At 35.5% G+C, this 25,662-nt stretch carries 14 protein-coding genes; 10 read left to right on the top strand and 4 right to left on the bottom strand.

Features of this window, described 5'->3' with window-relative positions:
* Positions 1 to 223 precede the first annotated feature (223 nt).
* The 3 genes from uxuA to ASD98_RS01225 all read right to left on the bottom strand — a co-directional run bounded on the left by uxuA (position 224) and on the right by ASD98_RS01225 (position 2,830).
* Complete coding sequence (gene uxuA, locus ASD98_RS01235) at positions 224 to 1,408, bottom strand: mannonate dehydratase (RefSeq protein ID WP_056198980.1); 1,185 nt, start codon at positions 1,406 to 1,408, stop codon at positions 224 to 226.
* Positions 1,409 to 1,437: 29 nt separating this feature from the next.
* A complete protein-coding gene (locus tag ASD98_RS01230; RefSeq protein ID WP_056198976.1) occupies positions 1,438 to 2,250 on the bottom strand; it encodes an SDR family oxidoreductase in 813 nt (270 codons plus the stop codon).
* A gap of 130 nt (positions 2,251 to 2,380) precedes the next feature.
* On the bottom strand, positions 2,381 to 2,830 hold the full coding sequence (locus tag ASD98_RS01225) for a YhcH/YjgK/YiaL family protein (RefSeq protein ID WP_056199620.1): 450 nt from the start codon (positions 2,828 to 2,830) through the stop codon (positions 2,381 to 2,383).
* A gap of 189 nt (positions 2,831 to 3,019) precedes the next feature.
* Here ASD98_RS01225 and ASD98_RS01220 point away from each other — a divergent pair, with 189 nt between their 5' ends.
* Entirely contained in the window at positions 3,020 to 4,051 is a 1,032-nt protein-coding gene (locus ASD98_RS01220) for a LacI family DNA-binding transcriptional regulator (protein WP_369814742.1), read from the top strand.
* 101 nt (positions 4,052 to 4,152) lie between these two features.
* Here the strand turns inward: ASD98_RS01220 and ASD98_RS01215 are convergent, their stop codons facing one another.
* Complete coding sequence (locus ASD98_RS01215) at positions 4,153 to 5,322, bottom strand: DUF4861 family protein (RefSeq protein ID WP_056198970.1); 1,170 nt, start codon at positions 5,320 to 5,322, stop codon at positions 4,153 to 4,155.
* 163 nt (positions 5,323 to 5,485) lie between these two features.
* Here ASD98_RS01215 and ASD98_RS01210 point away from each other — a divergent pair, with 163 nt between their 5' ends.
* The 9 genes from ASD98_RS01210 (at position 5,486) to ASD98_RS01170 (ending at position 25,519) form a co-directional block, all read left to right on the top strand.
* Positions 5,486 to 6,409, top strand: coding sequence for a DUF4440 domain-containing protein (locus tag ASD98_RS01210; protein WP_128414762.1), 924 nt, complete (start codon positions 5,486 to 5,488; stop codon positions 6,407 to 6,409).
* Between the two features lie 67 nt (positions 6,410 to 6,476).
* Positions 6,477 to 6,944, top strand: coding sequence for an NUDIX domain-containing protein (locus ASD98_RS01205; RefSeq protein ID WP_056198962.1), 468 nt, complete (start codon positions 6,477 to 6,479; stop codon positions 6,942 to 6,944).
* A 90-nt stretch (positions 6,945 to 7,034) separates the two neighbouring features.
* Positions 7,035 to 7,673 (top strand): HAD family phosphatase, encoded by a 639-nt coding sequence (locus tag ASD98_RS01200; RefSeq protein ID WP_056198959.1) that lies wholly within the window; start codon positions 7,035 to 7,037, stop codon positions 7,671 to 7,673.
* Positions 7,674 to 8,075: 402 nt separating this feature from the next.
* Positions 8,076 to 11,006, top strand: coding sequence for a triple tyrosine motif-containing protein (locus ASD98_RS01195; protein WP_056198957.1), 2,931 nt, complete (start codon positions 8,076 to 8,078; stop codon positions 11,004 to 11,006).
* A gap of 207 nt (positions 11,007 to 11,213) precedes the next feature.
* On the top strand, positions 11,214 to 15,170 hold the full coding sequence (locus ASD98_RS01190) for a family 16 glycosylhydrolase (RefSeq protein ID WP_056198952.1): 3,957 nt from the start codon (positions 11,214 to 11,216) through the stop codon (positions 15,168 to 15,170).
* A gap of 176 nt (positions 15,171 to 15,346) precedes the next feature.
* On the top strand, positions 15,347 to 18,016 hold the full coding sequence (locus ASD98_RS01185; RefSeq protein WP_056198949.1) for a beta-1,3-glucanase family protein: 2,670 nt from the start codon (positions 15,347 to 15,349) through the stop codon (positions 18,014 to 18,016).
* 171 nt (positions 18,017 to 18,187) lie between these two features.
* Positions 18,188 to 19,828 (top strand): glycosyl hydrolase family 18 protein, encoded by a 1,641-nt coding sequence (locus ASD98_RS01180; RefSeq protein ID WP_056198948.1) that lies wholly within the window; start codon positions 18,188 to 18,190, stop codon positions 19,826 to 19,828.
* 264 nt (positions 19,829 to 20,092) lie between these two features.
* Positions 20,093 to 22,957: an RICIN domain-containing protein gene (locus tag ASD98_RS24265; protein WP_242412053.1), complete on the top strand. Its 2,865-nt coding sequence runs from the start codon at positions 20,093 to 20,095 to the stop codon at positions 22,955 to 22,957.
* 636 nt (positions 22,958 to 23,593) lie between these two features.
* A complete protein-coding gene (locus ASD98_RS01170) occupies positions 23,594 to 25,519 on the top strand; it encodes a metallophosphoesterase (RefSeq protein ID WP_056198946.1) in 1,926 nt (641 codons plus the stop codon).
* Positions 25,520 to 25,662: the final 143 nt, after the last annotated feature.

Here is a 25,662-nt window from a genome sequence, read left to right as displayed (position 1 = left end):
GTGGTTAGTTAGTTTTATTGTGGTCTGCCACGAAGGCATTAAGATGCAAAGTTTTTTGTTTTTTCTTTCACGCAGATTTAAAAAGATTTAGGCAGATAATTTATTCAAAATAAAATCTGCTATAATCTGCGTGAAACATTTTTTTTAATCCTTTTATCCCGATAATTATCGGGAGTGGCTTTAAAAAAAATCTTTGCGCCTTAGCGCCTTCGTGGCAAAACTTTTACACGGATCGCTTAATCCCTAATTCAAGTCCTCTCAATTCTGCAAGACCTCTTAAACGGCCAATTGCAGAATAACCCGGATTTGTTTTTTTCTTTAAATCATCCAGCATTTGATGTCCGTGGTCCGGACGCATTGGCAATTTGCTCTTGTTTCTTTTTTCAACTTCGAGAATTGCTTTTACGACTTCGTACATATCAACATCACCTTCAAGATGATTTGCTTCATAGAAACTTCCTTCTTCGTCTCTTTGCGTACTTCTTAAATGAATAAAATTCATTTTATCGCCGTGACGTCGTACAATTCCAGGCAAATCATTATCAGCTCTTACGCCATACGAACCTGTACACATCGTAAATCCGTTTGATTTTGATGGTGCAGCATTCATTAATTCTATTAAATCTTCCTCCGTACTAACCACTCTCGGTAAACCTAAAATAGGGTAGGGTGGATCGTCAGGGTGAATTGCCATCAAAACACCTTTACTTTCAGCAACGGGAATAATCTGTTTTAAAAAGTAGAACAAATTATCTTTTAAAGCCTGTCTGTCAATATGATGATAACCACTTAATGTAACTAGAAAATCTTCAACAGAATAAGCTTCTTCAGCACCCGGAAGTCCAGCCAGAATGTTTCTTTGTAGTTTTACTTTATCTTCATCTGTCATGGCTTCAAAATAGCTTTTAGCTTTTTGAGTCTGCTCTGCAGAATATTCTTTTTCTGCGCCTGGTCTTTTTAAAATAAATAATTCAAAAGCAGCAAAAGCGTTGATATCAAAGCGTAAAGCTTTTGAGCCGTCTTCAACGGTATACGATAAATCAGTTCTTGACCAGTCTAAAACCGGCATGAAATTATAACACACACATTTGATGCCGCATAAAGCCAGATTACGAATGCTTTCTTTATAATTTTCAATGTATTGAAGATAATTCCCCGTTTGTTTTTTAATGTCTTCGTGTACTGGAATACTTTCCACAACCGACCAGGTTAATCCCGAAGCACCTTTTTTAGGATCGCCATTTTCGTGCTCGATCTCCACTTTTCGTTTAATGATTTCATCGATGCTCCAAACTTCTCCGTTTGGAATATGATGTAAAGCCGTTACAATTCCGGTCGCTCCGGTTTGTGCAATATCTTGTAAAGAAACAGGATCATTTGGTCCGAACCATCTTAATGTTTGTTCCATTTTAATATATGTTTTTTTAGAATTATTTTTTAAATGCTTGTTGCGGCAAAACCTCCATCAACTTTTAAGGTTATTCCCGTTACGAATTTTGACATATCACTGCATAAAAACAAAAGTGCACCGTCAATATCATCAGGAGTTCCAAATCTTCCCATTGGTGTGTGATCGATTATTTTTTCACCTCTTGGGGTCAGTTTTCCTTCGGGAGTTAATAATAAAGCACGGTTTTGTTCTCCAATAAAAAATCCCGGTGAAATGGCATTTACACGAATTCCTTCGCCATATTTTTGTGCTAATTCAACCGCCATCCATTGTGTAAAGTTGTCAATTGCCGCTTTTGAAGCAGAATACCCCACAACTCTCGTTAAAGGTCTTTGCGCCGATGCTGATGAAATGTTGATGATATTTCCTGATTTCTGCTTTGCAAAAAGCTCTGAAAAGACCTGAGTAGGAAGCATTGTTCCAATAATATTTAAATCAATAACTTTTTGCAGATCATCGCTTTTCATATCATAAATAGCCTGATCCGGTTGTATCGTTGCGCCCGGCATATTTCCTCCGGCAGCATTAATTAAGATATCAAGGCGACCATATTTTTCAACGATAAAATCTTTTGCTTTTTCTAATTCTTCTTTACTTAAAACATTCGCCTGAATTGCAAATGCCTGTCCGCTATTAGCTTCTATTTGTTTTACGGTTTTCTCTGCTTTTTCAATAGATTGAGAAACAATCCCTACAATTACGCCTTGTTTTGCCAAAACGTTTGCAAAGTTGCTTCCTAATACTCCGGCACCGCCCGTTATAAGTGCAATTTTTCCTTTTAGATTAAATATTGAATTCATTTTTATTTTTATGATTTATAATGTTTAAATCCCAATATTTTAAAATTCCAAGTTCCAATTTTGAAAAATATTTTTTTAAGTTTTCACTTGGAATTTGGAATTTTAAAAAATTGGAATTTCCCTTTGGGAATTAGATCTTAACTTTAAATACCAGTTTTTTCAAAAAACCTTCGCCAATCATTGCGACATGTACGTCTTCTGGAAATAAAATAGCAAATTGTTTTTCCTGAAGTTCAAAAAACATATCTGGTTTATCGTGGAAAAAACGAACATCTCTTTCGTCGCTATAATCGCCGTTTGGACTAACGCATTTTTCTCTTGGTTTCCACGCAAATGTTTCAGGACCTTGTATTGAAATCTGAATATCAATATTTTTATCGTGGCATTCAAAACCTTTAATGCTTTCTTCTCTTGTACTTCCGTCGCCGTGAATCACGATTAGTTTTAGGCCTTCATTAATTTCTATAGTTCCCGCTTCAAGACTAGCAATATCAGTTTGATTTACATACTCAAAAGCTTTTTTAAAATTAGGATGCAGACTATAATATTTAGCTGCATTATGTAATGAATCTACAATCATTGGGTAAAGTTTTGTTTTATTTTTTGAAATAATAATATAAAAATTGCTTGTCATTTTTATATTATGTGTATTTTTACGTGTACGCACACGGTATTTTACAAATGTATGTAAATTGTGATGTAAAACAACTTATTTTTGCTAAAAAAAATAATTTTACAAGAGAGCTTTTATAATTTTAACTAAAAAAGAATCAATATCATAACAATTAAAAAAATTGCCGAATTAGCCAATGTTTCACCCGGAACTGTTGACAGGATTATTCATAATCGGGGTCAGGCTGCACAGGAAACTGTAGATAAAGTCAATGCTATAATTGAAGAATTTGGCTATAAGCGAAATATTCTCGCCAGTAATCTGGCCTTAAATAAGAAGTTTCATTTTGCAGTTTTTCTTCCTAAATATGAAAAATTAGAATATTGGAGAAGTCAGGTTGAAGGTATTGAAAAAGCCGCTTTGGAGTTTAGTAAATTCGGAATTGTTCTGGATTATTTTTTTTACGATTTCAACGCAGCTTCTTTTAAGGAATCTGTCAAAAAAGTGATGGAGTTTGAATGCGACGGATTATTATTTGCGCCAATATTTTACGAAGATTCCGTTCAGTTTTTAAATGAATACAAAAAGAAAAATATTCCGGTTGTGATGATCGATTCGAATATTTCGAATGAAGATAATCATGCATATGTAGGTCAGGATGCTTTTCAAAGCGGATATTTGGCTGGAAGATTAATCAGTTTTGCGGTAAAAAATGAAAGACATGTTTTGATTTTTAAAATTACCCGCGAAATCGAAAGTACTTCTGTTTACTTGCAGCGAATCGACGGATTTTATTCTTTCTTTAAAGAGAACGAAGAGCTTACAAATTTTAAGTTTTCAGAAGTTACAATTAAAGATTCAGGAATCGATCAGATGAATTTGGAGATGTTTTCAGGAATCAGCAGTGTTTTTGTACCCAATTCAAGGGCTTATATTGTTGCGAGATTTCTGGAACAAAACAATATAAAAGGTATCCGAATTATTGGTTACGATTTATTAAATGAAAATATCGAATACCTAAACAAAGGTGTAATTGATTTTTTAATCAACCAAAGACCAGAAAGTCAAGGTTATATGGGAATCAATTATTTGTATAAAAAACTGGTTCTTCAGGAAGATGCAGAGCGCACGCATTATATTCCGTTAGAAATTATTTTAAAGGAGAATTATTTTCCTGCGAGGAGATGATTTTTAGCCCACTGGTTTTTTGGATGAAACTGGTTTACAATAGTTTATTTTAAAATAATCTGCGTCAATCCGTTTAATCCGTAAAACCCGTGGGCTATATCTTATTTCTTAACTTTTACAATCAAAGGATTATTGACTTTTTCAGCAAAAGAAGTCAAATAGTTTTGCCATTCTTGTTTGGTTTGAAACGGACTTCCTTTTTTCCACCCAAAACCAACATAATAAATTGCTTTGTTGTTTTTAACTGAAATATCCCCGTAAAGATTACTCAAATCTTTTTCATCAGTAACATGATTATCAAAACTCGTTAAAGTACCTTTTGGAGCAACTAAACCTAAGCCAATTTCAGAATCGTCGATTGGTTCCCAATAACTCAGCCAGCCTTCTTTTAAATTAGTTCCAATAGTTCCTTTTTTCTCATGAAGCGTTATTCCGGCAGAAATGGTTTTAGTTCCTGTAAGATTGATTTCGAAACGGGAAAACTGACTTCCGTAATCTAAACTGATTAGTTTTGATTCCGTTATTTTATTTCCTTTTGCATCCCAATCCGCATACGTTAAAATGAAACTCGTTCTGATTGGTCCGGTTGTAATGGTTTTCCAGCTTACAAAATTCTTAGAGAAATAATATTCGCCATCTACTTTTACAGCAATTCCACCAATTCCGCGGCTGTCACCAACGTGAAAATTATCCAGACCTTCTCCGGTATCTTTATGATAAGTGCCTGTTCCGTTAGTTGCTTTTTCGTACCATTTATTAATGATAGGATAATCGACTCTTTTTAACCACGCGTCAATTCCGCTGGTTAAAGTTCCGCCTGCGATATTATCTTCGACCATTTTTTGAGCCACGGGGCCATAAGTCCTGAAAGCCACTTTATTGTTTTCCCACGCATAATCATCAGTTCGTTCCGGAACAAATCTCGAATAACAACTCACAATTTTAGAAGCCGAAGGATTTGTTCCAACAAAAACTTCAAAATCCTGTTTTGACGAAGCTTTAATTTTGGGTTGAAACAAAAGCACATCCATAATTCCGTCGCCATTATTGTCTACGGTTTGGGTTTCTAAAAATGAATTGGTGCTGATGTCTTTTACAGCATAATTTTCAAGTTTAGAATCTGCAGCTAATCCAAGTGATTTTTTGGTAAGTTCAACGGTTTCAAATTCTCTGTCAACTTTCAGATTATTATTGACTGTTATGATTTTATTTTGAGCCTGAATGGTAAAACTGCCAGCCAGAATTGCGGTGAATAAAAAATGTTTTTTCAAAATATAATGTTTTAATTTTTTGCTTTTTTTATTTCATAAAAATACAAATCTAAACGGCATCATAAATACACAAAAGGAGTAATAATGTACAAATCGTTGATAGTGAATTTTATATAAACATTTTTTTTCTACTTTTAAGTATTAATTTAAATACTATAAAAGCATGAAATATAGATATTTATCCATTATGATCTTCCTTTTAGTTTTTACGAATATACAAGGACAGGCTATTAAAAATACCGAACAGTTAAAAGAAAAACTAAAAGCTGTAAACAGCCGGATAGCAGATTCTTTTTTGCATAATGACAGTAATGTTATTGTACAGTATTATGATGATGCAGCACCTGTTTGTATGCCCGAATATCACAAAGCTTTATATACAAAAGAAGATATAAAATCCTATTATCAGCAATGGCTTACTAACTTTAAAATAAATGCTTATAAACGGGATATTTTTGAAGTTCAGCTACTTGATAATTACGGAATTGAAATTGGAATTTTCAATATTGATGAAGTAAACGATAAAGGCAGCGCGCTGGTTTATGATGGAAAATACTTGAATGTATGGAAAATAGAAAAAGACGGAAAACTCACTTTGATATCAGAAATCTGGGGAGCAAATAAACCAATTGAGGGAACTAATTTTGCTTCAATAAAAACGAACGAGAGCGATACGCCAAAACCTGCTGTAAAAAAGGCTTTAGAAAGCGAAGTCAATAAACGCAATGAGCGTATTGCCGAACTCGTAACGAAAAGGGAAGGTGAAAAACATGCGGTAGAATTCTTTACAAAAGATGCTATTTACCTAACATACGATACGCCAATGTTTATTGGATTGGAAAATATTAAACCGTATTTCGTTGAACACGAAAAACCAAATGGAGTTTCAATTGATTCGATATCCATTAAAGCTAGCAGAATAATACCTGTAAAGAATTTTGTTATTGAATATGGTTATTATTATGTCGATGTTTCATGGGATAATAAAAAGGGGAGAGCCATCGTAACCGGAAAAAGTATTAATCTTTGGAAAAGGGATGAAAATGGAATCCTGATGCTTTACCGTCAAATGGTTAACCATAATTAAATCCCGATATTCCAAAAAGTATAACGATATTTATAAGCTAAGATTAAAAAAAATAAATAACAACTTCATGAAGAAACAAAGCGCCGGAATATTACCATATAAATTTGTAGACAAGACTATTTTTTTCTTTTTGGTGCATCCGGGCGGACCGCTTTGGAAAAACAAAGATTTAGAAAGCTGGTCAATTGCAAAAGGTGAATTTACAGAGGATGAAGATCCGCTTAATGCTGCTATACGCGAATTTAGTGAAGAAACTGGTTTTGAAGTCGAAGGTGATTTTATTAAACTGGAATACGTAAAACTAAAATCGGGTAAAATTGTTCATGCCTGGGCGGTTGAATTTGATCTTGATGAAACTTTGATAAAAAGCAACAATTTTGAAATGGAATGGCCGCCGAAATCAGGAAAATTAGAAAGTTTCCCCGAAGTAGACAGGGGTGAATGGTTTCAAACAGCCGATGCTTTAAAGAAAATAAATCCCGCACAAGCCGATTTTATAATTCAAATGGTTTCTAAAATTTCGGCTACGTTATAAAATCAAAAGTAGTTTTTGAATTAATTTTTGTAATTTCCATTCTTGTCATTTGATCAATTGATCAGATTAATTAAAAGTTTAAAATAAGATATGGAAGTTAAAGGTATTATTTTCGATTGTGACGGAGTGTTAGTCGATACAGAAAAAATTGGCAATGGAATATTGCTCGAAATGGCGGGAGAACATGGTTTTGAAATGGAAATTGAAGATGCCTACCGCAATTTTAACGGCCGTAATTTAAAAGACTGTTTCCGACATATTGAAGAAGCAATCGATCAAAAACTTCCTGAATCTTTTGAAACAGAATATCGCCAGAGAAGTTTTGAGGCTTTTAAAACACAGGTTAAACCAATGAAAGGCGTACTTTCCTTTATCGAAAAATTAAAAATCCCGTATTGCGTGGCTTCGAGCGGACCGGTTGATAAAATCAGATTGAATCTTGAAGTGTCAGGTTTACTGGATAAATTCGAAAATAAGATATTCAGTTCCTATCAAATCAGCAGCTGGAAACCAGATCCGGGAATCTTTTTATTTGCTGCCAAAGAAATGGGTTTTGATGTAAAAGAATGTGTTATTTTAGAAGATAGTAAAGCGGGTGTAAAAGCAGGAATTCAAGGCGGATTTAAAGTTTATGGTTTTGCCAATGGTTATAACAATGATGATTTAGAGGAAGAAGGTGCAGTTCTTTTTCATAGTTATGAAGAGTTGAGTGAGATGCTTGGAGTTTAATTTGTTTCAGGTTTCAAATTTCAGGTTTTAGTAGTGCGTGTCTTCGACTTCGCTCAGCCTGACAGAAGATTGAGTTATTTGAGTTGTCAGCCTGGTTGCTTCGTTCCTCGGAATGGTAAGATTGTGTTGGAATTTGGAATTTGAATTTCAATTCTTAGATTTTAAAATTTAATCTTACAATTACTAAATTGTTTGATTAAAATGCAATTTGTTGCATTAAAATAAATTTTTATATATTTGAATTTCGACATTCTCTATTTTGGTTTGATAATAATGAATAATTGTTATTAATACATTTAACGGATGAATGTTTTTTTGCCTAGAAAATAGCTTCTCCCAAAGAGTTGTTTTCTTAAAATGTGATTCCCAAAAATCACAAAATAACCTACAGACAGAAACAAAATGACGAGATGCATAATTAGAATTTTAGTTTTATCGATAGCACTTATTTCTCCAATCGTAAAGGCACAAATTAAAAAAATTGGAGTTCCTTTTATCACCAATTATAATCCGAAAACGTATAAAGCCGCTTCAGAAAACTGGGATGTTTTACAGGATTCTAAGGGAATGATGTTTTTTGCTAATCACTTCGGGATCATGCAGTTTGATGGTGTTCGCTGGAGTATTGTAACCCAGCCCGAAAATAAAAGTATGGTGCGTTCGCTTGCCATCGATAAAAACGACAAAATGTATGTGGGTGCTCAGGGTGATTTTGGTTATGTCATTCAATTGCCAAACGGTCAATATCAGTATACCTCTTTAGTGAAATTACTTCCCGAATCGGCGCGAAATTTTGGCGATGTTGTGCATACCGTTATCCGAAATAATGAAGTGATTTTTTTCTCTTATGAAGAGGTTTTTATCTACAAGAATAATAAAATCAAGGTTTTAAAGGCTAAAGTAAAATTTGATGATTTCTTTGAAGTTAATAGGGAAATCTATGTTTTGGATAATGCAAAAGGTTTGCTGCAGTTAAAAAACAATACGTTAGCCACGATTAAAGACAGCGATAAATTTGCCGGAATGAAGATTAGAAAAATCTTTCAAACTAAAAACGGTCTTTTATTATTGACACAAAAAAACGGTCTTTTAACTTTTAATGAAAACCAATTAAAACCATTTGTAACAGAAGCAGATGATGTATTGAAGCAAAATCAAATTTCTACAGGCATTCAGCTTTCTGATGGGTATTTCGGAATTGGAACCCGACAATCAGGGTTGATAGTCATAGATGGTTCGGGACGTTTGATTCAGCATATTAACAAACAAATGGGCTTGCAAAATGATTATGTAACCAATCTAAAGGTTGATAAGGAAGGCAATTTATGGGTTACACTTAAAGAAGGAATTTCGCTGATTCAGATTTCTTCGCCTTTATCCCGAGTTTTAGATACTTCAAATTCAGAAACCAAAATATACTGCAGCCAGATTTATCAGGACAAATTATATATCGCTACAGACAATGGTTTGTTTTGGATGGATTGGCTGTCTTATAAAAACGGGAAACATGAAAATGCAAACTTTCAGCATGTATCCGGAATGTCTGAAAATGTTTGGAATATTGGTGTTTTTGGAAGTTCACTTTTGGCTTTTGAAAAAAACGGAATCTTTGAGGTTTCCGGAAATTCGGCAAAATTATTGGCAAAAACGGATGGGGCGTGGAAAGGAATATTAGTTCCGAATCATCCCGATTTATTGATCGTTGGCGGTTATAACGGAATGTATCTTCTCAAAAAAATAAATAATTCGTGGGTTTATCAAAATAAAATAAAAGGTTTTGAAGAAAGCAGCCGCGTTATAGAAACAGATAAAAACGGAGATTTTTGGATTGCCCACGGTTACAAAGGAATTTTTAAAATTCAGTTTAATAAAACATTCGATGCGGTTTCAAAAGTTGAATTTTACAATCAAAAGAATGGTTTTCCGTCGAGTTTGTTTTTGAATACTTTTAAAATTGATAATCAGATTCTTTTTGGAACAACAAAAGGAGTTTACAAACAAGATTCGAATTCCAAGAAAATGATTCTCGAACCCGTTTTCAAAAAATACCTTGGTATGGAAAATCATATTCGATTATTGAAATCTGACAATCAAAATAATATCTGGTATGTTTCTGGAGAAAATACTGGAAAAATGACTAAAAAAACGAATGGAAGTTTTGATGTTGAAGAGCTGCCTTTTAGAAAACTAAGATATTTATATGTTCCGGGTTTTGAGAATATTCAAACCACAGCCAGCGGCGATGTGTTTTTTGGCACGCAGGATGGATTAATTCATTATAACACCATTAAAAACAAGCAATATCAAACGAAATATAAAGCCGTAATTTCTGAGGTTAAATGTATTTTTCCTAAAGACAGTCTGTTATTTTCAAGCCGATTTGATGTGCTTCCAAATAAAACAAAAGAAGCGTGCGAAGAAATTTCAAATGTTTTATCGCATTCGCATAATGCGCTTCATTTTTCTTTTTCATCACTTTTTTATGATGAAGCCGATGCTACAAAATACGAATACTGGCTGGAAGGTTTTGAACCTAAATGGTCAGAATACAGCCTTCAGACGGAAAAAGAGTATACGAACTTACCTGAAAACGAATATGTTTTTCATGTTAGGGCAAAAAATATTTATGATGTCGTAAGCGAAGAAGCTGTTTTTCGTTTTGAAGTTCTACCACCTTGGTACAGAACGATCTGGGCTTATATTTTGTATTTAATACTCTATAGTGTTGTGATTTATTTGATTATTAGATATCAAAAATCTCTGGCAGAACGCGATCGCCAGCAATTGATCTTAAATCAGGAAAAAGAACTGCTTCGCAGCCGTGCCGAACTTAATGAACAGAAACTGACACTGGAGCAGGAAAATATGAACATTATTCGCGAAAATCTTGAAACTACGATAAATCTGAAAAATGCCAAAGTAGCTTCGAATACCGTGAATCTTATTCATTTAAATGAAATTCTGCTTTCGATAAAAGAATTGATCGGGCAGATGGATAAGAAAAATGATGTCAATGTGAACTTTAGTTTATTGACCAAAATAAACAAATTGATCGACCACGAATTGCAGGGCGATAAACATTGGAACGAATTTGAAGAAATCTTCAATCAGCTTCATGATAATTTTATGCAGAGGATGAAAACAACTTATCCGGAACTGACTCCTCGCGATATGAGATTGTGTGCATATCTGAGAATGAACTTCAACACAAAAGAAATTGCTCCGCTTTTAGGAATTTCTGTTCGCGGAGTTGAAGATACCCGATATAGAATTCGAAAAAAATTGCAGCTTCCGTCTGATGCAAATATCACAGAATTCATTCTAAATTTTTAATTTTTTATTATGATGTAAAATCCTAGGTAGTTTTACGTCTTTTTTCTGCATTTTTTTAAAATCACCGTAGTCAAACCGTACTCAAAAATGTAAGTGTAGCCTGATTTATTTGTTAATATTGTGGGATTATTATTAAAATAAGAACCCATTTCTGCAAAATAGGTTTTTGTTGCGGTAATAAACTTTACTAACAAAAAACTAAAAAAAATGAATCAAAATGACTCTTTTTTCGGCCAACCACCGAAAGACAATTTCTATTATTTTAAACGATTTTTGGCTGTGGTAATATTTGTGCTGCTGCCAATTTTGAAAGTCCAGGCACAATGTAAAACATTGGTTTGGTCAGATGAATTTAACGGTACTACTGTCGACCTAACCAAGTGGCAGAGTATTTCAGGAAACGGATGTCCGGCACTTTGCGGATTCGGAAATGCTGAGGCTCAGCGTTACGATCCAAATCAGGCGACAATTGTAAAAGAAGGAGCAAACAGTTATTTGAACATTCAGGCAAAATACGAGCCTAATGGCGCATTTCCTGATCAGCCTTACGCTTCTTCAAAATTAACCACAGAAGGAAAATATTCCCTTAAATACGGAAGAGTTGAAGCCCGAATGAAGTTATCTAGCGGACAAGGTGCATGGCCTGCGTTCTGGATGCTTCCAGTTGGAGGAAACTGGCCGTTTACAGGTGAAATTGATATCATGGAAGCCAAACACAGAAACCCACAATCTGTAGACGGAACAATTCATTACGATGGAAACGGATATCATTTTACAGGAAGAAGTTATAGTTCTCCAACGGATTTATCTACAGATTTTCACGTTTACGCAGTAGAATGGGGACCAAATTTTATAAGATGGTATATTGACGATATTTTATTTCACACCGCAACACCAAATACTACAGTAAACGGTGGATGGCCTTTTAACGATAATCAGTTTTATATTATTTTGAATCTGGCTGTTGGAAGTGCAGGAACGCCTTATACAAGTGTAAATGGGGCAGGCGTAGCACCAGTTCCGGCTGATTTTCCGGCAAAATTGCAGGTTGATTATGTTCGTGTTTATGACGGAAGTTATAAATATGGTGTTGCCGGAGATGCAAAAGTATACCAAAACGAAACGGGTAAAACCTATTCTATAAATGCGATTACTGGCGCCGCGTATAATTGGACAGTTCCTGCGGGAGCGACAATTACGGCCGGACAGGGAACAAATGCCGTAACGGTAAATTGGGGAACTGCAGGCGGAGATGTTTCGGTAACTGCAACAACTTCAGGATGTACTGCCAATACGTATAAATTGGCTGTAACGACAGAACCTGCAATTCCTGTAGAGAAAATTCAGGAAGATTTTCAAACGAACAGAAATGTTGTTTACGGAAACAAAACAGGAGTTTTAACAGAAGCCATTGCAAATCCTTCAGCAACCGGAATCAATACTTCGGCTTTGGTTGGAAGATATGTTCGTAACTCCTCTGAATTGTACGATGTTTTCAATATCAAAAATGTAGTAATCAGCAATGCCAATGACTATGTATACGGAAGAAAAAGAATTTCTTTTGATTTGTATACTTCGGCACCGGTTGGAACTAAAGTTTCATTGCAGTTAGAAAATAGCAATGTAACAACGGCAATCAATTATCCGTTAGGAAGACATAGCGGTTACAAAGCGACTACAACAGTACAGAACAAATGGGAAACGATTGAGTTTGAATTTGAAAAAATAATCGATCCAAACACAAGCGCTTTGACCATCAATAATGTGGCCTTACTTTTTGAATCAAATTCAAATTCCGGAGCTACCTATTATTTTGATAATCTGCTTACAAGAGCTACACCAGAAAAACCAATTGTTGCTACAGATGTATTGCAGAATTACGACGGCATCAATAAAATTATAAAAGGAACTACAACAGGAACATATTCTGTAGTAGCAAATCCGGGTTCAAATGCTGTTAATTCGTCTGCAAATGTGGCGAGATACGTTAGAAATGTAACGGAACAATATGATGTACTTTTCTTTAACACACAAAGCACGATCGAAGATGCTGGTTTATTAAAAAATCAGACCAATAAAATCATGATTGATGTGTATACATCGGCACCAATTGGTACGGTTGTAAGTTTGAATTTAGAAAACAGCGCAACATCGCTTCCAGCAAATTACCCAACAGGAAGAAACAGTAATTACGTTGCAATTACAACGAAACAAAACCAATGGGAAACCTTGACTTTTTATTACAATTCAAGCCCAGATGCGGGAACTTCGAATTTGGCAGTAAACCAAATGGTTTTATTGTTTAACTCAGGATCTTTTACAAGCGATACGTATTATTTTGATAATATCAGAATTGGAGCAACAAAACTTCCGGATACATTTACGCCTGGAGTTGTTTATGAAGATTATCAAACGATTCATAATATTACATTTAGAGATGCTATTGGAACTTACACAGCAAACGTAGCAAATCCGAGTGCGACAGGAATTAATACTTCTTCAAACGTTGGTAGATATGTTCGTAAGTCAACAGAATTGTATGATAATTTCTCATTCAATACGACTTTAACCAATATTGGAGATTTCAAAGGCGGAACTAAAAAATTCGCTATGGATGTTTATACTTCAGCTCCGGTTGGATCTATTATTTCATGGCAGGCAGAAAGCAGTGCTTCGGTTCCGGCAAACTATCCGGTAGGAAGACACAGTATTTATCAGGGAGTTGTAAAACAAACCAATACTTGGCACACCGTAACTTTTACGTATGTAAGTACGCCTGATGCTTCGACTTTAGACAGTGAAGTAAACCGTTTTGTTTTCTTGTTTGAACCAGGAACAAGTTCTGGAAACACGTATTATTTTGATAATTTAAGAGCTTTAAATTTAGTTTCGACAGAAACTCCAGTTGGATTACCTGCACCGTGGGTTAGTACAGATTTAGGTGCGGTAACACCAGCGGGAGAAGCGACACATTCTAGCGGAACTTTTACCATTAAAGGTTCGGGAACTGATATTTGGGAAACAAGCGATCAATTTCAATTTGTTAATCAATCTATTACTGGCGATGCCGAAATTATTGCAAAAGTAAATTCGTTAACGAATACGAATACGTATGCAAAAGCGGGAGTAATGTTTAGAGAAACACTTACAGCAACTTCTAAACATGCTATGACGGATGTTACACCAGCCGCAGGCGTTGAATTTTTATCAAGAAATGCTACGTCGGGAGTTACAGTTGCAGATGTTGCTACGGGAACAGCTCCAAAATGGGTTCGTGTAGTACGTGCAGGAAATGTATTTACTTCTTACACATCTGATAATGGTACAACCTGGACACAGCTTGGAACTCCAAAAACAATTACAATGGCGAATACCATTTATGTTGGAATGGCGGTTACATCTCACGCAAACGGAACTTTAGGAACGGGAGTTTTTAGTGATATTATTGTTCGAAATATTACAGCAAATCCAAATGTAAATTTAGCTTTAGCGAAAACAGCCACAGCTTCTACCGAAGAAAATGCAACATTGTCAGCTAGTAAAGCAACGGATGGTGACGGCATGGTATCAAGATGGGCGAGTTCTTTTGCCAATGCAACAGAATGGATTTATGTTGATTTGGGAAGCAACTACAACCTTAATCGTGTAGTATTGAAATGGGAAGCTGCTTTTGCAACACAATATAAAGTACAGCTTTCAACAGATAATGTTTTTACCGAAAACGAAACCATCAACACGCAAACTGCCAGCGACGGAGGAACGGATGATTTAACCGTAAGCGGAACAGGAAGATACCTGCGTATTTTATGTACAACAAAAGCTTTAGCTCCTTACGGATATTCATTATATGAAATCGAAGCGTATGGATCAGCTTCTGCAGCTAAAAAGGCGAATGTTATAGTTGAAGAAAGTGCGCCGGAAAGTATTGTTTTTACCATATATCCAAATCCTGCAAGTAACTATATTCAAGTTGCAATTCCTGAAAATTTAGATAATAAAATCATCACGATTTATGACAATTCAGGAACGCTGGTTCTTCAGAATAAACCAGAGAAAGAAGCAAGTGAAAGCGTAATTGATTTGAGCAGACTGACAAAAGGAATTTATATTCTGAATTTCAAATCAGATCAAAAAAGCTGGACAAAAAAGCTAATTAAGAAATAATTAAAAATCCGTTGGGTGTAGTTTGTTTTAAAAGAAACCCTCTCATTCAATATAAGCTGGAATTAAATTTAAATGGATAGCACCAAATAATTGCACCTGACGGATCATAAAAAGTCATTATTTATAACATGACTTTAGTTTAGAATCTATTTACATAAACCCACAATTATTTAGATATGAAAAAAAATAAACTTCAAAGATTTTCACTACTGACAGCACTTTTTCTGGTGTTTTCAAATTTGATGTTCGGGCAGGGAGCCATTCCTTTTACGATTAGTAATACTTCTACATTCAATGATAATGAATTGTATGTAGCCATCGTTGGTATCGATTATACCACCGGAAACCATGTTTGGGTAAATGCCAAAACAAGTCAGGTTTTACCAATGAGTTCTTCTTATAATACCGTTACCGGACCTACAATTGGAGGAAATACCGGACCGGGACAAAATTCAAAATATGCGGCTTGTTTTACCAAACTGAGTGAAATTCCAAATAAAACTTTCACGCTGCCTTTAATTGCTGGCTGCAGGGTTTTTATTTCTAAAGGTTCACAATTGTATTTTTACTTTTTTGGTGCCAATGGAGCTCCTTCGGGCTATACATCGCCAAATCCGCTGAATGCTACAGATCCAAATCAGGGAATTTTATATGAAATAATCGAACTTACGAACAATCAATATGGTTTCTTTGGAAATCCTTCAAGAGTAGATTCGTATAAATATCCAATGGGACTGGAATTATTTGGTGCAAACGGATATCAAAAGAAAGTAGGAGAATTAAAAAAACATGCTGATATCGTTGCCGCTTTTAAAGCTAATGTTCCGTCAGAATTTCAAGGTTGTGTAAATAATACAACTGGTGAAATTACAGCTCCGTCAAAAACACCTGCTTTTGCAGATGGAACAGGAGGAACGACAGTTGGGCCTCAAGCTAATTATTTAAAATCCTATATCGACGCCATTTGGAATAAATATAAAAATGAAGATTTGATCTTTTATGCCGGTGACGCAGGAGTTTTTAAAGGAAGAGTTATTGGCGAACAGCTTGAAATGGTTGGGCAATCTGGAGGATTTGTTGGCCGTACAGGAAGAGTTCAAAACAGACCAAGTACTCAGGAAGCACTTGAAGGAAAAGGTGTTTTGGACAGAAGATTAGTCGACGGGGATTTAGATCTTGTTATTCAGGCACAATTAACTGCAGCTATTAACAGACACGTTGTAAATACTACAACAGCAAATCCGGGGCAGCAAAATTGGTACGATGCCTCAAAATTTTATCAGGTAAACCCAACAAATCATTATTCTAAATTCTGGCATTTACCGGGAATCAGCATTGATAATTTAGCTTATGGATTTGCTTATGATGACGTTGCAGATCAGTCGCCATCATTACATTCGCCTCAGCCAACAAAAGTAATAGCAGTTTTTGGAGGTTATGCAGGAACAGTTCCTTCAGTGCCGGCTTCTACAGATGTTATTACAGTTTATAAAGATTGTAACTACACAGGTTTCTCCGGCGGATTAACAATTGGAGATTATAACTTAGCTCGTTTAAATACTTTAGGCGTTTTAAATGATGATGTTTCTTCATTAAAAATCACTCAGGGTTATCAGGCCATTTTATATCAGGATGATAATTTTACAGGAGCATCAACCGTAATTAATTCTGATAATTCTTGTTTAAATACGACTTGGAATGATAAAGTAACTTCTATCAGAATCCTTGCAAACGGAACTACAACTTTAGGAAACCAGACTTTCTTTTTACAAAACAGAAACAGCGGTTTGTATATGGATGTTTGGAATGCAAGTTTATCTAACGGAGCAGGAATTAATCAAGGTGCGCTGAATTCAGGAAACAACCAAAAATTCACATTTACACATTTAGGCGACGGATTGTATAAAATTATTGCCAATCACAGCAGTCAGTCTTTAGATATCAACAATTTCAATAAAGCAAATGGTGCACGTTTAGAGCAATATCCATACAATGCTACAACAAATCAGCAGTTTGTATTGGTTTCTACTGGTGACGGATTTTATAAAATTGTAGCAAGACACAGTGGTAGAATTGTTGAGGTTGCCGGAGCAAGTACTGCTTCTGGCGCAATTGTACAGCAATGGGATAATAACAACCAAACTTGCGGACAATGGAAACTGGTTCCGGCGACAAGTTCTCAAACTTCTGTTTTAATTCAGGCCGAAGATTATTCAGCAATGAGCGGCATTCAGGTTGAAACAACTACAGATACTGGCGGAGGCTCAAATGTAGGTTACACAGAAACGGGCGACTGGTTAGCGTATAACAGTATTAATTTCCCAACAACAGGTTCTTATTTAATTGAATACAGAGTTGCAAGTGCTGTTACAGGCGGCAGATTATCATCTGATTTAAATGGAGGAACCATTGTTTTAGGTAATGTTGATATTCCAAATACCGGAGGATGGCAAAACTGGCAGACGGTTTCGCAAACGGTCAATGTAAATGCAGGAACATACAATTTCGGAATCTACATTCAAAATACCGGAATGAACATCAACTGGATTAAAATTACTAAAGTTGGTGCGGGTGCAGCTGCTAAAACGGCTTCGGCTCAACCAGCAGAAGAACCGGCAGAAATTGCTTTAAATGTTTATCCAAGTCCGGTTGAAAATACACTTTATGTAACCACAGATCTTTCTGGCGGAAGTGTAAAAATTGTCGATTCACAAACGGGGTCTACTGTAGCATCTCAAAAAATCAATAACAACAGTTTTGATGTTTCGCATTTGAGACAAGGAATCTATTTTATTGTTTTTGAAAAAGATGGTAAACAGACGATCAAACGTTTCATAAAAAAATAGTTTTAAAAACGATTTTGAACTTTAGATTTTAGGTAATAATTAGGGAGCGTTAGTTAGTTTGACCCAATTAGATTGCTCAGCGATCAAATCTAAAATCTGAAGTTTGAAATCCAAAATTTTTCATTTCCCCCAAAATTTACAAATTTTTATTAATCTATTAAACAATTTATTATGAAAAACAATTACCGAAGAATGCTGCAGAAATGCATTATTATTTTAGTGTTGGGTATTTTTAACTTAGCTACGGCCCAGCAGAAAAAAGTAATCGCTTATGTCCCGAACTGGGTTGATTTAAATGCTTTAGCAGGCACTATCCAGTACAGTAAATTAACGCACATTAATATTGCGTTTGAAAACCCTGATGCAAACGGATATTTAAGTTTTAATTCTGGCAATAATGCCATTATTAATACTGCACATGCTCAAAACGTTAAAGTTTTTGTTTCCCTTGGGGGAGGTGCCATTTCTGAAGGAGGTGCCATTCGCGACAATTATTTTAATTTAATTACACCGGGAAACAGAACGGCTTTTATTCAAAAACTGTACGATTATGTGGTCGCTCACAATTTTGACGGAATCGACGTAGATTTAGAAGGCCCGGCAATCAACGGCGATTACGGCGGATTTGTTATTGCTTTGGCGAATAAACTGCATGCCAATGGAAAATTGATTTCGTCAGCGCTTTCAGAAGGATATGGTGGTGCAAATGTGCCTGCATCTACTTTTGCGGCTTACGACTGGATCAATATCATGGCATACGATGCAACTGGGCCATGGCAGCCAGGAAATCCGGGACAGCATTCTCCATACAGCATGGCCGTAAACCAATTTAATTACTGGACAGGAAGAGGATTACCTGCAAGTAAAGCTATCATTGGATTACCATTTTACGGATATGGTTTTGGAGCCTCTGCAAATCAGGGAATTTCTTATGCGAATATCGTAGCCCAATATCCGGGAGCAGAAAATGTAGATCAGGTTGGAAATACGATTTACTATAACGGAATTCCAACAATCAAAGCAAAAACAACTTTTGCGATTCAAAACGCAGGCGGAGTTATGATTTGGGAATTATCTCAGGATGCAACCGGTGCAAAATCATTATTAACAGCCATCAATCAGGTTATTACAGGAAGTAATCCTCCGGGAACTGGAACTTTAATTCAAGCCGAAAGTTATAATACAATGAGCGGTGTTCAGACAGAAGCTACTACAGATACTGGCGGAGGTTTAAATGTAGGTTATGCAGATACAGGAGACTGGATGGCATATTATAATATTAACTTTCCAACATCTGGTAATTATGTAATTGAATACCGAGTTGCAAGTGCCGTTAATGGAGCCAGATTATCATCTGATTTAAATGCCGGAACAATTCAGCTTGGAGCCGTTAATGTACCAAATACTGGAGGATGGCAAAACTGGCAGACGATTACACAAACCGTAAATGTAAATGCAGGAACTTATAATTTCGGAATCTACATTCAAGCTTCCGGAGTGAATTTAAACTGGTTTAGAATCACAAAATCGGCTTCTGGTTTAGCTGCTAAATCAGCAGCTCCGACTGCTGAAACTCCTGCGGATATTGCTAGTGTTACTATTTATCCAAATCCAACAGAAGATACACTTTTCTTTAGTTCAGAAGTTTCCGGAGCAAATGTAAGTGTTATCAATTCTGAAGGTGGTGCTACAGTTTCATCACAAACAGTAAACAACAACAGCATCAATGTTGCTGGTTTGAAAAAAGGAATTTACCTGATTTCATTAGAGAAAGATGGAATCAAAACGGTAAGACGTTTTATTAAAAAATAAGTTTTACATAAAGCACTTTTCTTCTTTGTTTCGGCAGAGAAGATTAGTGCTTTTGTTTATAGAGTATTTTTTAAACACATAGAAACATAGATTTTTTCTTCTGAAATAAAGGAAATTCAAAAAAACTAGTTTTTACACATAGCTAAACGCAAAGCACTATGATTGTTTATGCGAGTGAAACGTCTTTATCCATAATGAACTATGTCCCTATGTGTTAAAAAAAACGCTCCATTTAAATTGTAACCCCCTTTAACCCCAAATTATATGAAAAATAATTACAGATTTCGGTTAAGTTTACTCTTGATTCTCTCCTTAGGATATTTTGCCACGGCGCAGACTTCTTTAGGCTCGAGCAAAACATTTTTGAATAAAATAAAAAATGAATTGGTTTCTTCTACAACTGCTAAAGGACCTGAAAAAACAATTCTGCTTCAGGCAGCCAATTCCAAAAGCTTTAATGGGAAAATAAATTATAAAGAATCAGATGCATCAAGTGAATTTTTAATTGGAGAAATTAAAAATGTTGCAGAATCTTCTTTTTATATTAAAGTTAAAGATCAATCTCTTGAAGGTCATATTATTTTAAAGAAAACCCGAGAAGCCTACAAATATTACTCTGATGCACAGGGAAATGCTTTCGTTTCTAAAGTGGATATCAATACTTTGGTTTGTATTGATTATAAAAATCTTCCATCAAAGACAACAAATAAAACAACAGCAGCGGCAGAAATTGCTCCGGCATTGTTAAACCTGCAAAGTTTACCGGGTGCTGCGGGCTGTGTTTTATTAGATTTTGATGGTTATTATATGCCGGCAGGAAATCTTTGGAATAATGGTAATGCCATTAATGCAGCAGCTTCCGGAATGAGCGATGCAGCCGTACAGCAGCATTGGGAAGTAGTTTCAGAAGATTACAGACCTTTTAATCTAAACGTAACAACAAGCGAAGCCGTTTTTAATTCGTACCCAAGAAACAGAAGAATGCGCGTTGTAGTAACGCCAACCAATACGGCAGCTCCGGGTGCAGGCGGTGTGGCTTATATAGGCTCTTTTAACTGGGATAATGATGTGCCTTGCTGGGTATTTATTACTTCCGGAAAATCGGGTGGTGACGCTTCTTCGCATGAAGTTGGTCATACATTTGATCTTGGTCACGACGGACGTACAAATCCTGCTGAAGATTATTTCGTAGGCTTAGACGGAACTTCCTGGGCACCAATTATGGGGGCTGGATATTACAGACCTGTTGTACAATGGAGTAAAGGTCAATACAATTTTGCTAATAATTTGCAAGATGATGTGGCGACAATTGCAGGTTCTAAATTTGGAGTTGGATATCGCGGCGATGACTATGGAAATAACACGGCTTCTGCTGCAACTTTAGATTATAATGCAAGCGGCGCTATCAATCAAAAAAACGGAATTATTTCCAGCGAAGCCGATTATGATTTTTTCACTTTTACAACTGGCGGTGGAAATGTATCTATAAATGCCAACACAGTTTCAAGAGATGGAAATCTGCATCTTTTACTAAGATTATACAATTCGGCTGGGACAGAAATGGGAACATATTGGAATTCTGATCCATTTGCTTTAAACGCTTCTATGAATGTAAATCTTCCGGCTGGTAAATATTTTATTGGAGTTGATGGAAACGGAGCAGGAAATGCCGGAAGCGGCGGTTATTCGGCTTATGGTTCTATCGGAAGTTATTCTGTTACAGGAACAATTCCACCAGGAGGCAATATCAATCCGTCAACAGATGTAATTACAGCTTATAAAGATTGTAATTATACTGGATTTTCAGGCGGATTAACAATTGGTGATTATAATCTGGCACGTTTAAATTCCTTAGGAATTTTAAATGATGATATTTCATCGCTTAGAGTTACACAAGGATTTCAGGCTATTTTATATCAGGATGATAATTTTACAGGAGCTTCAACCGTAATTAATTCTGATAATTCGTGTTTAAATACAACATGGAATGACAAAGTAAGTTCAATTCGAATTCTGGCGAACGGAGTTACAACTTTAGGTAATCAAACCTTCTTTCTGCAAAACCGAAACAGCAATTTGAATATGGACGTTTGGAATGCAAGTTTAGCAAACGGAGCCAATGTTGCACAGGGAACTGTAAATACAGGAAACAATCAAAAATATACATTCACGCATTTAGGAGATGGTTTGTATAAAATTATTGTTAATCACAGCGGACAATCTTTAGACGTGAATGGTTTTAATACAGCAAATGGTGCCAATGTGGAGCAATATCCATACAATGGAACTACAAATCAGCAATTTATTCTGGTTTCTACAGGCGATGGTTTTTATAAAATCGTTGCCAGACACAGCGGAAGAATTGTTGAGGTTGCCGGAGCAAGTACTGCAAATGGTGCCAATGTTCAGCAATGGGACAACAACAACCAAACTTGCGGACAATGGAAATTAATTGCAACAACAGCTTCACAAACTTCTACTTTAATTCAGGCAGAAGATTATTCAGCAATGAGCGGCATTCAGGTTGAAGCTACAACAGATACAGGCGGAGGTTCAAACGTAGGTTACACAGAAACGGGCGACTGGCTTGCGTATAACAATATTAATTTCCCAACAACAGGATCTTACTTAATTGAATATAGAGTGGCAAGTGCTGTAGCCGGCGGCAGATTATCATCTGATTTAAATGGAGGAACTATTCTTTTAGGAAATGTTGATATTCCAAATACCGGAGGATGGCAAAACTGGCAGACAGTTACGCAAACGGTAAACGTAAATGCCGGAACCTATAATTTTGGAATCTACATTCAAAATACCGGAATGAATATCAACTGGATTAGAATAACGAAAGTTGGAGCAGGAGCGCCAACTGCCTCGGCAGCTATAGATGAAGAAGTTGAAGAAACGGTATTTAATGTATATCCAAATCCGGTTTCAGAAACGCTTTTCTTTACAAAAGATGTTTCAGGAGGGAATCTAAAAATATTTGATTCTCAAACGGGCTCTGTAGTTTCGTCACAAAAAATAAATGACAATAGTTTGAATGTTTCGAATTTGAGACAAGGAATTTATTTTGTTGTTTTTGAAAAAGATGGAGAAAAAATAATAAAACGTTTTATAAAGAAATAATCCATTCGCCATAATGGTTTTATATACATTAAATTTTAGGTTTTAATGTGAAGGCTGTCAGAAATGACAGCCTTTTTTTTTTTATATTTATTCGCTGTCAATGTTTTATTTGTAGTTAGATAATTTTGTGTGTAGTCCCTACGGGACAATTTTCGGGGGCGATAATCTATGTTCTACCGATATTTAACTCCTAACGGAGTTTTCTAAATTGCAGTAAGTTTACCTCGTAGAGGTCAAATATCGGTAAAAAAAAATGTGACCATCAAATATAATTGTCCCGTAGGGACTATATCTTTTGTATAACAGATTATCTGTTTGATTTTTATGCGGTAATTGCTAGGAGAGTTGTTCCTACGGGACAATCTTGCTGGCGTGATATTCTTTTTTTCTACCGACCATAAATTCCTAACGGAGTTTTTAAAATTTTTGTAAAAATTACCTCGTTAGAGGTAAATCGTCGGTAAAAAAATAAATGATCCGCTCCACATAAATTGTCCCGTAGGGACAACTGAAAAATTTAAATCCCATAAAAATTATCATTCGATAACAATAACATAAACTCATTTCATCTTTAAATCGATAAAATTGCGGCTTATTACTTTTAATAAACTCCCATTTTGCAAAAGCTTAAAACCTATGAATTTAAAATTTACTTCACCAATAATTATACTCTTTCTAATATTCTTTAATCATACAATTTCAGCCCAAAATCAAAAGAATTTAGATGGTGTTCAGGTCGCATTTTTATCTGATGTTCACCTTCAGGATTTGTTTGGGAGCTTTTCTGATAATGATTTTAAAGGTGTTTTGAATACCAAAACCGGAAAATATACGTTAATAAGAACGATGGCCTCGCAGTTACATTCGACGAGAATTTTCAATGAAAATTATTTTGCCTTCATCGCCGCTCTTGAAAATATTGCAAAACGAAAAATAAAATACGTTGCACTTCCGGGCGATTACACCGATGACGGACAGCCGATACACGTGCGCGGATTGAAGAAAATTTTAGATCAATACCAAAAAAAATACGGTATTGAATTTTTTATAACGACCGGAAATCATGATCCGGTTGGACCATTTGCTCAGGAATCGGGAAAAGAAGATTTTTTAGGAAAAGAAGGAAAAAGCCAACCCATTTTTAGCAAAGACGGCATGTATAAGCCAAACATGAATATCGAACAGCCAGTTGTCATAACAGCCGATATTGCTAAAATGGGTTATTTAGGCATAACAAATGATCTGCAAAACTTCGGTTTTTATCCGAATAAAAAATACAAATTCTGGTCGACTCCTTTTGCCAGTTATAATTCTCAAAACTACAGTTACAAAAAAGCCGTTGAAGCCTCACAATTAACCAAAAGGGTTTATAATGTAGCGCCTGGATTTGAAGTTCCGGACGTGAGTTATGTCGTGGAACCAATCGACGGACTCTGGTTAATGGCAATTGACGGAAATGTTTATATTCCGAAAAAAACCGACGGTGATCCAAAAGATTCTAAAAGTTATTCTGAAGCAAGTACGGGTTACAATAATGTACTTTCAAACAAAAAACATCTTATAAAATGGGTTCAGGATATTTCGGCGGAAGCCAAACTTCGAGGAAAAACTCTTGTTGCTTTCAGTCATTTTCCAATGATTGATTTTAATGATGACGCTTCCGCGGAAATAAAAGAATTATTAGGTCCTAATAAGTGGCAGTTAAACCGTGTTCCGGTTGAAGAAGTAGCACAGGTTTTTGCCGATGCAGGTTTGAAGATTCATTTTGGCGGACATATGCACATCAATGATACAGGATTACGCACGACTGAAAAAGGCAATACTTTAGTTAATATCCAAACACCGTCGCTGGCTGCTTATATTCCGGCTTATAAATTATTAACGATTCAAAAAGACAATCTTGTCGATATTCAAACCATTACAATTGATGAGGTCCCTAGGTTTGATGAACTTTTTGATTTGTATAAAATGGAATATCAATTTTTGCAAAGTCAGAACGCAAAAGACATTTGGAATATCGATATTCTAAAAACTAAAAACTACCACGATTTTACCGATTTTCATTTGAAAGAATTAGTCCGCTTAAGATTTTTATCAGATGACTGGCCTTCTGCTTTTAAGGATTTTATTCTGAATGTTTCAGCCAGTGATTTATTGGTTTTTGCTAGTATTCAATCGGATAAAGATTTTGATTTTATTCTGAAAAACAAATCACAATTTCAAAAAGAATGGAACGAAGCCGAAATAAAATCGGAACAAATTTTAGCTCAAAACAATCTCAAAAAAGAAGATTTTAAGTGGACAGGAAATGACCTTTTAATTGATTTCTACCGTTTTAGAAGTGCTGATGAACTGGCTCTTGTTGATGTTGGAGAAAAACGAGTTGGAGCTTATAAAGTTTTATCGAAGTTGTATTTAGAGAATTCTAAAGAAGACGTTTCTACACCTTTGCAAAAACAGATGAAGTTATTCCTTATCATCTTTAATAAATTCATGCATGAAGTTCCGGCAGATCATTTTACAGTTGATTTGAAAACGGGTGAAGTTAAGAGTGTTAAATAGTTTTCAGTCGCAGTTTTCAGTTTTTTTTTAACCGCAAAGAACGCTAAGGGTTACGCAAAGTTCGCAAAGATTTTTTTGAGAAGATTTTATAAAAATCAAAGTTCGCAAAGCTTTATGAATTATAGCTTTGCGAACTTTGCGTT

This window comes from Flavobacterium sp. Root186 (assembly GCF_001428525.1).
Taxonomy (GTDB): domain Bacteria; phylum Bacteroidota; class Bacteroidia; order Flavobacteriales; family Flavobacteriaceae; genus Flavobacterium.
This window is presented reverse-complemented; position numbering and strand designations above follow the sequence as displayed.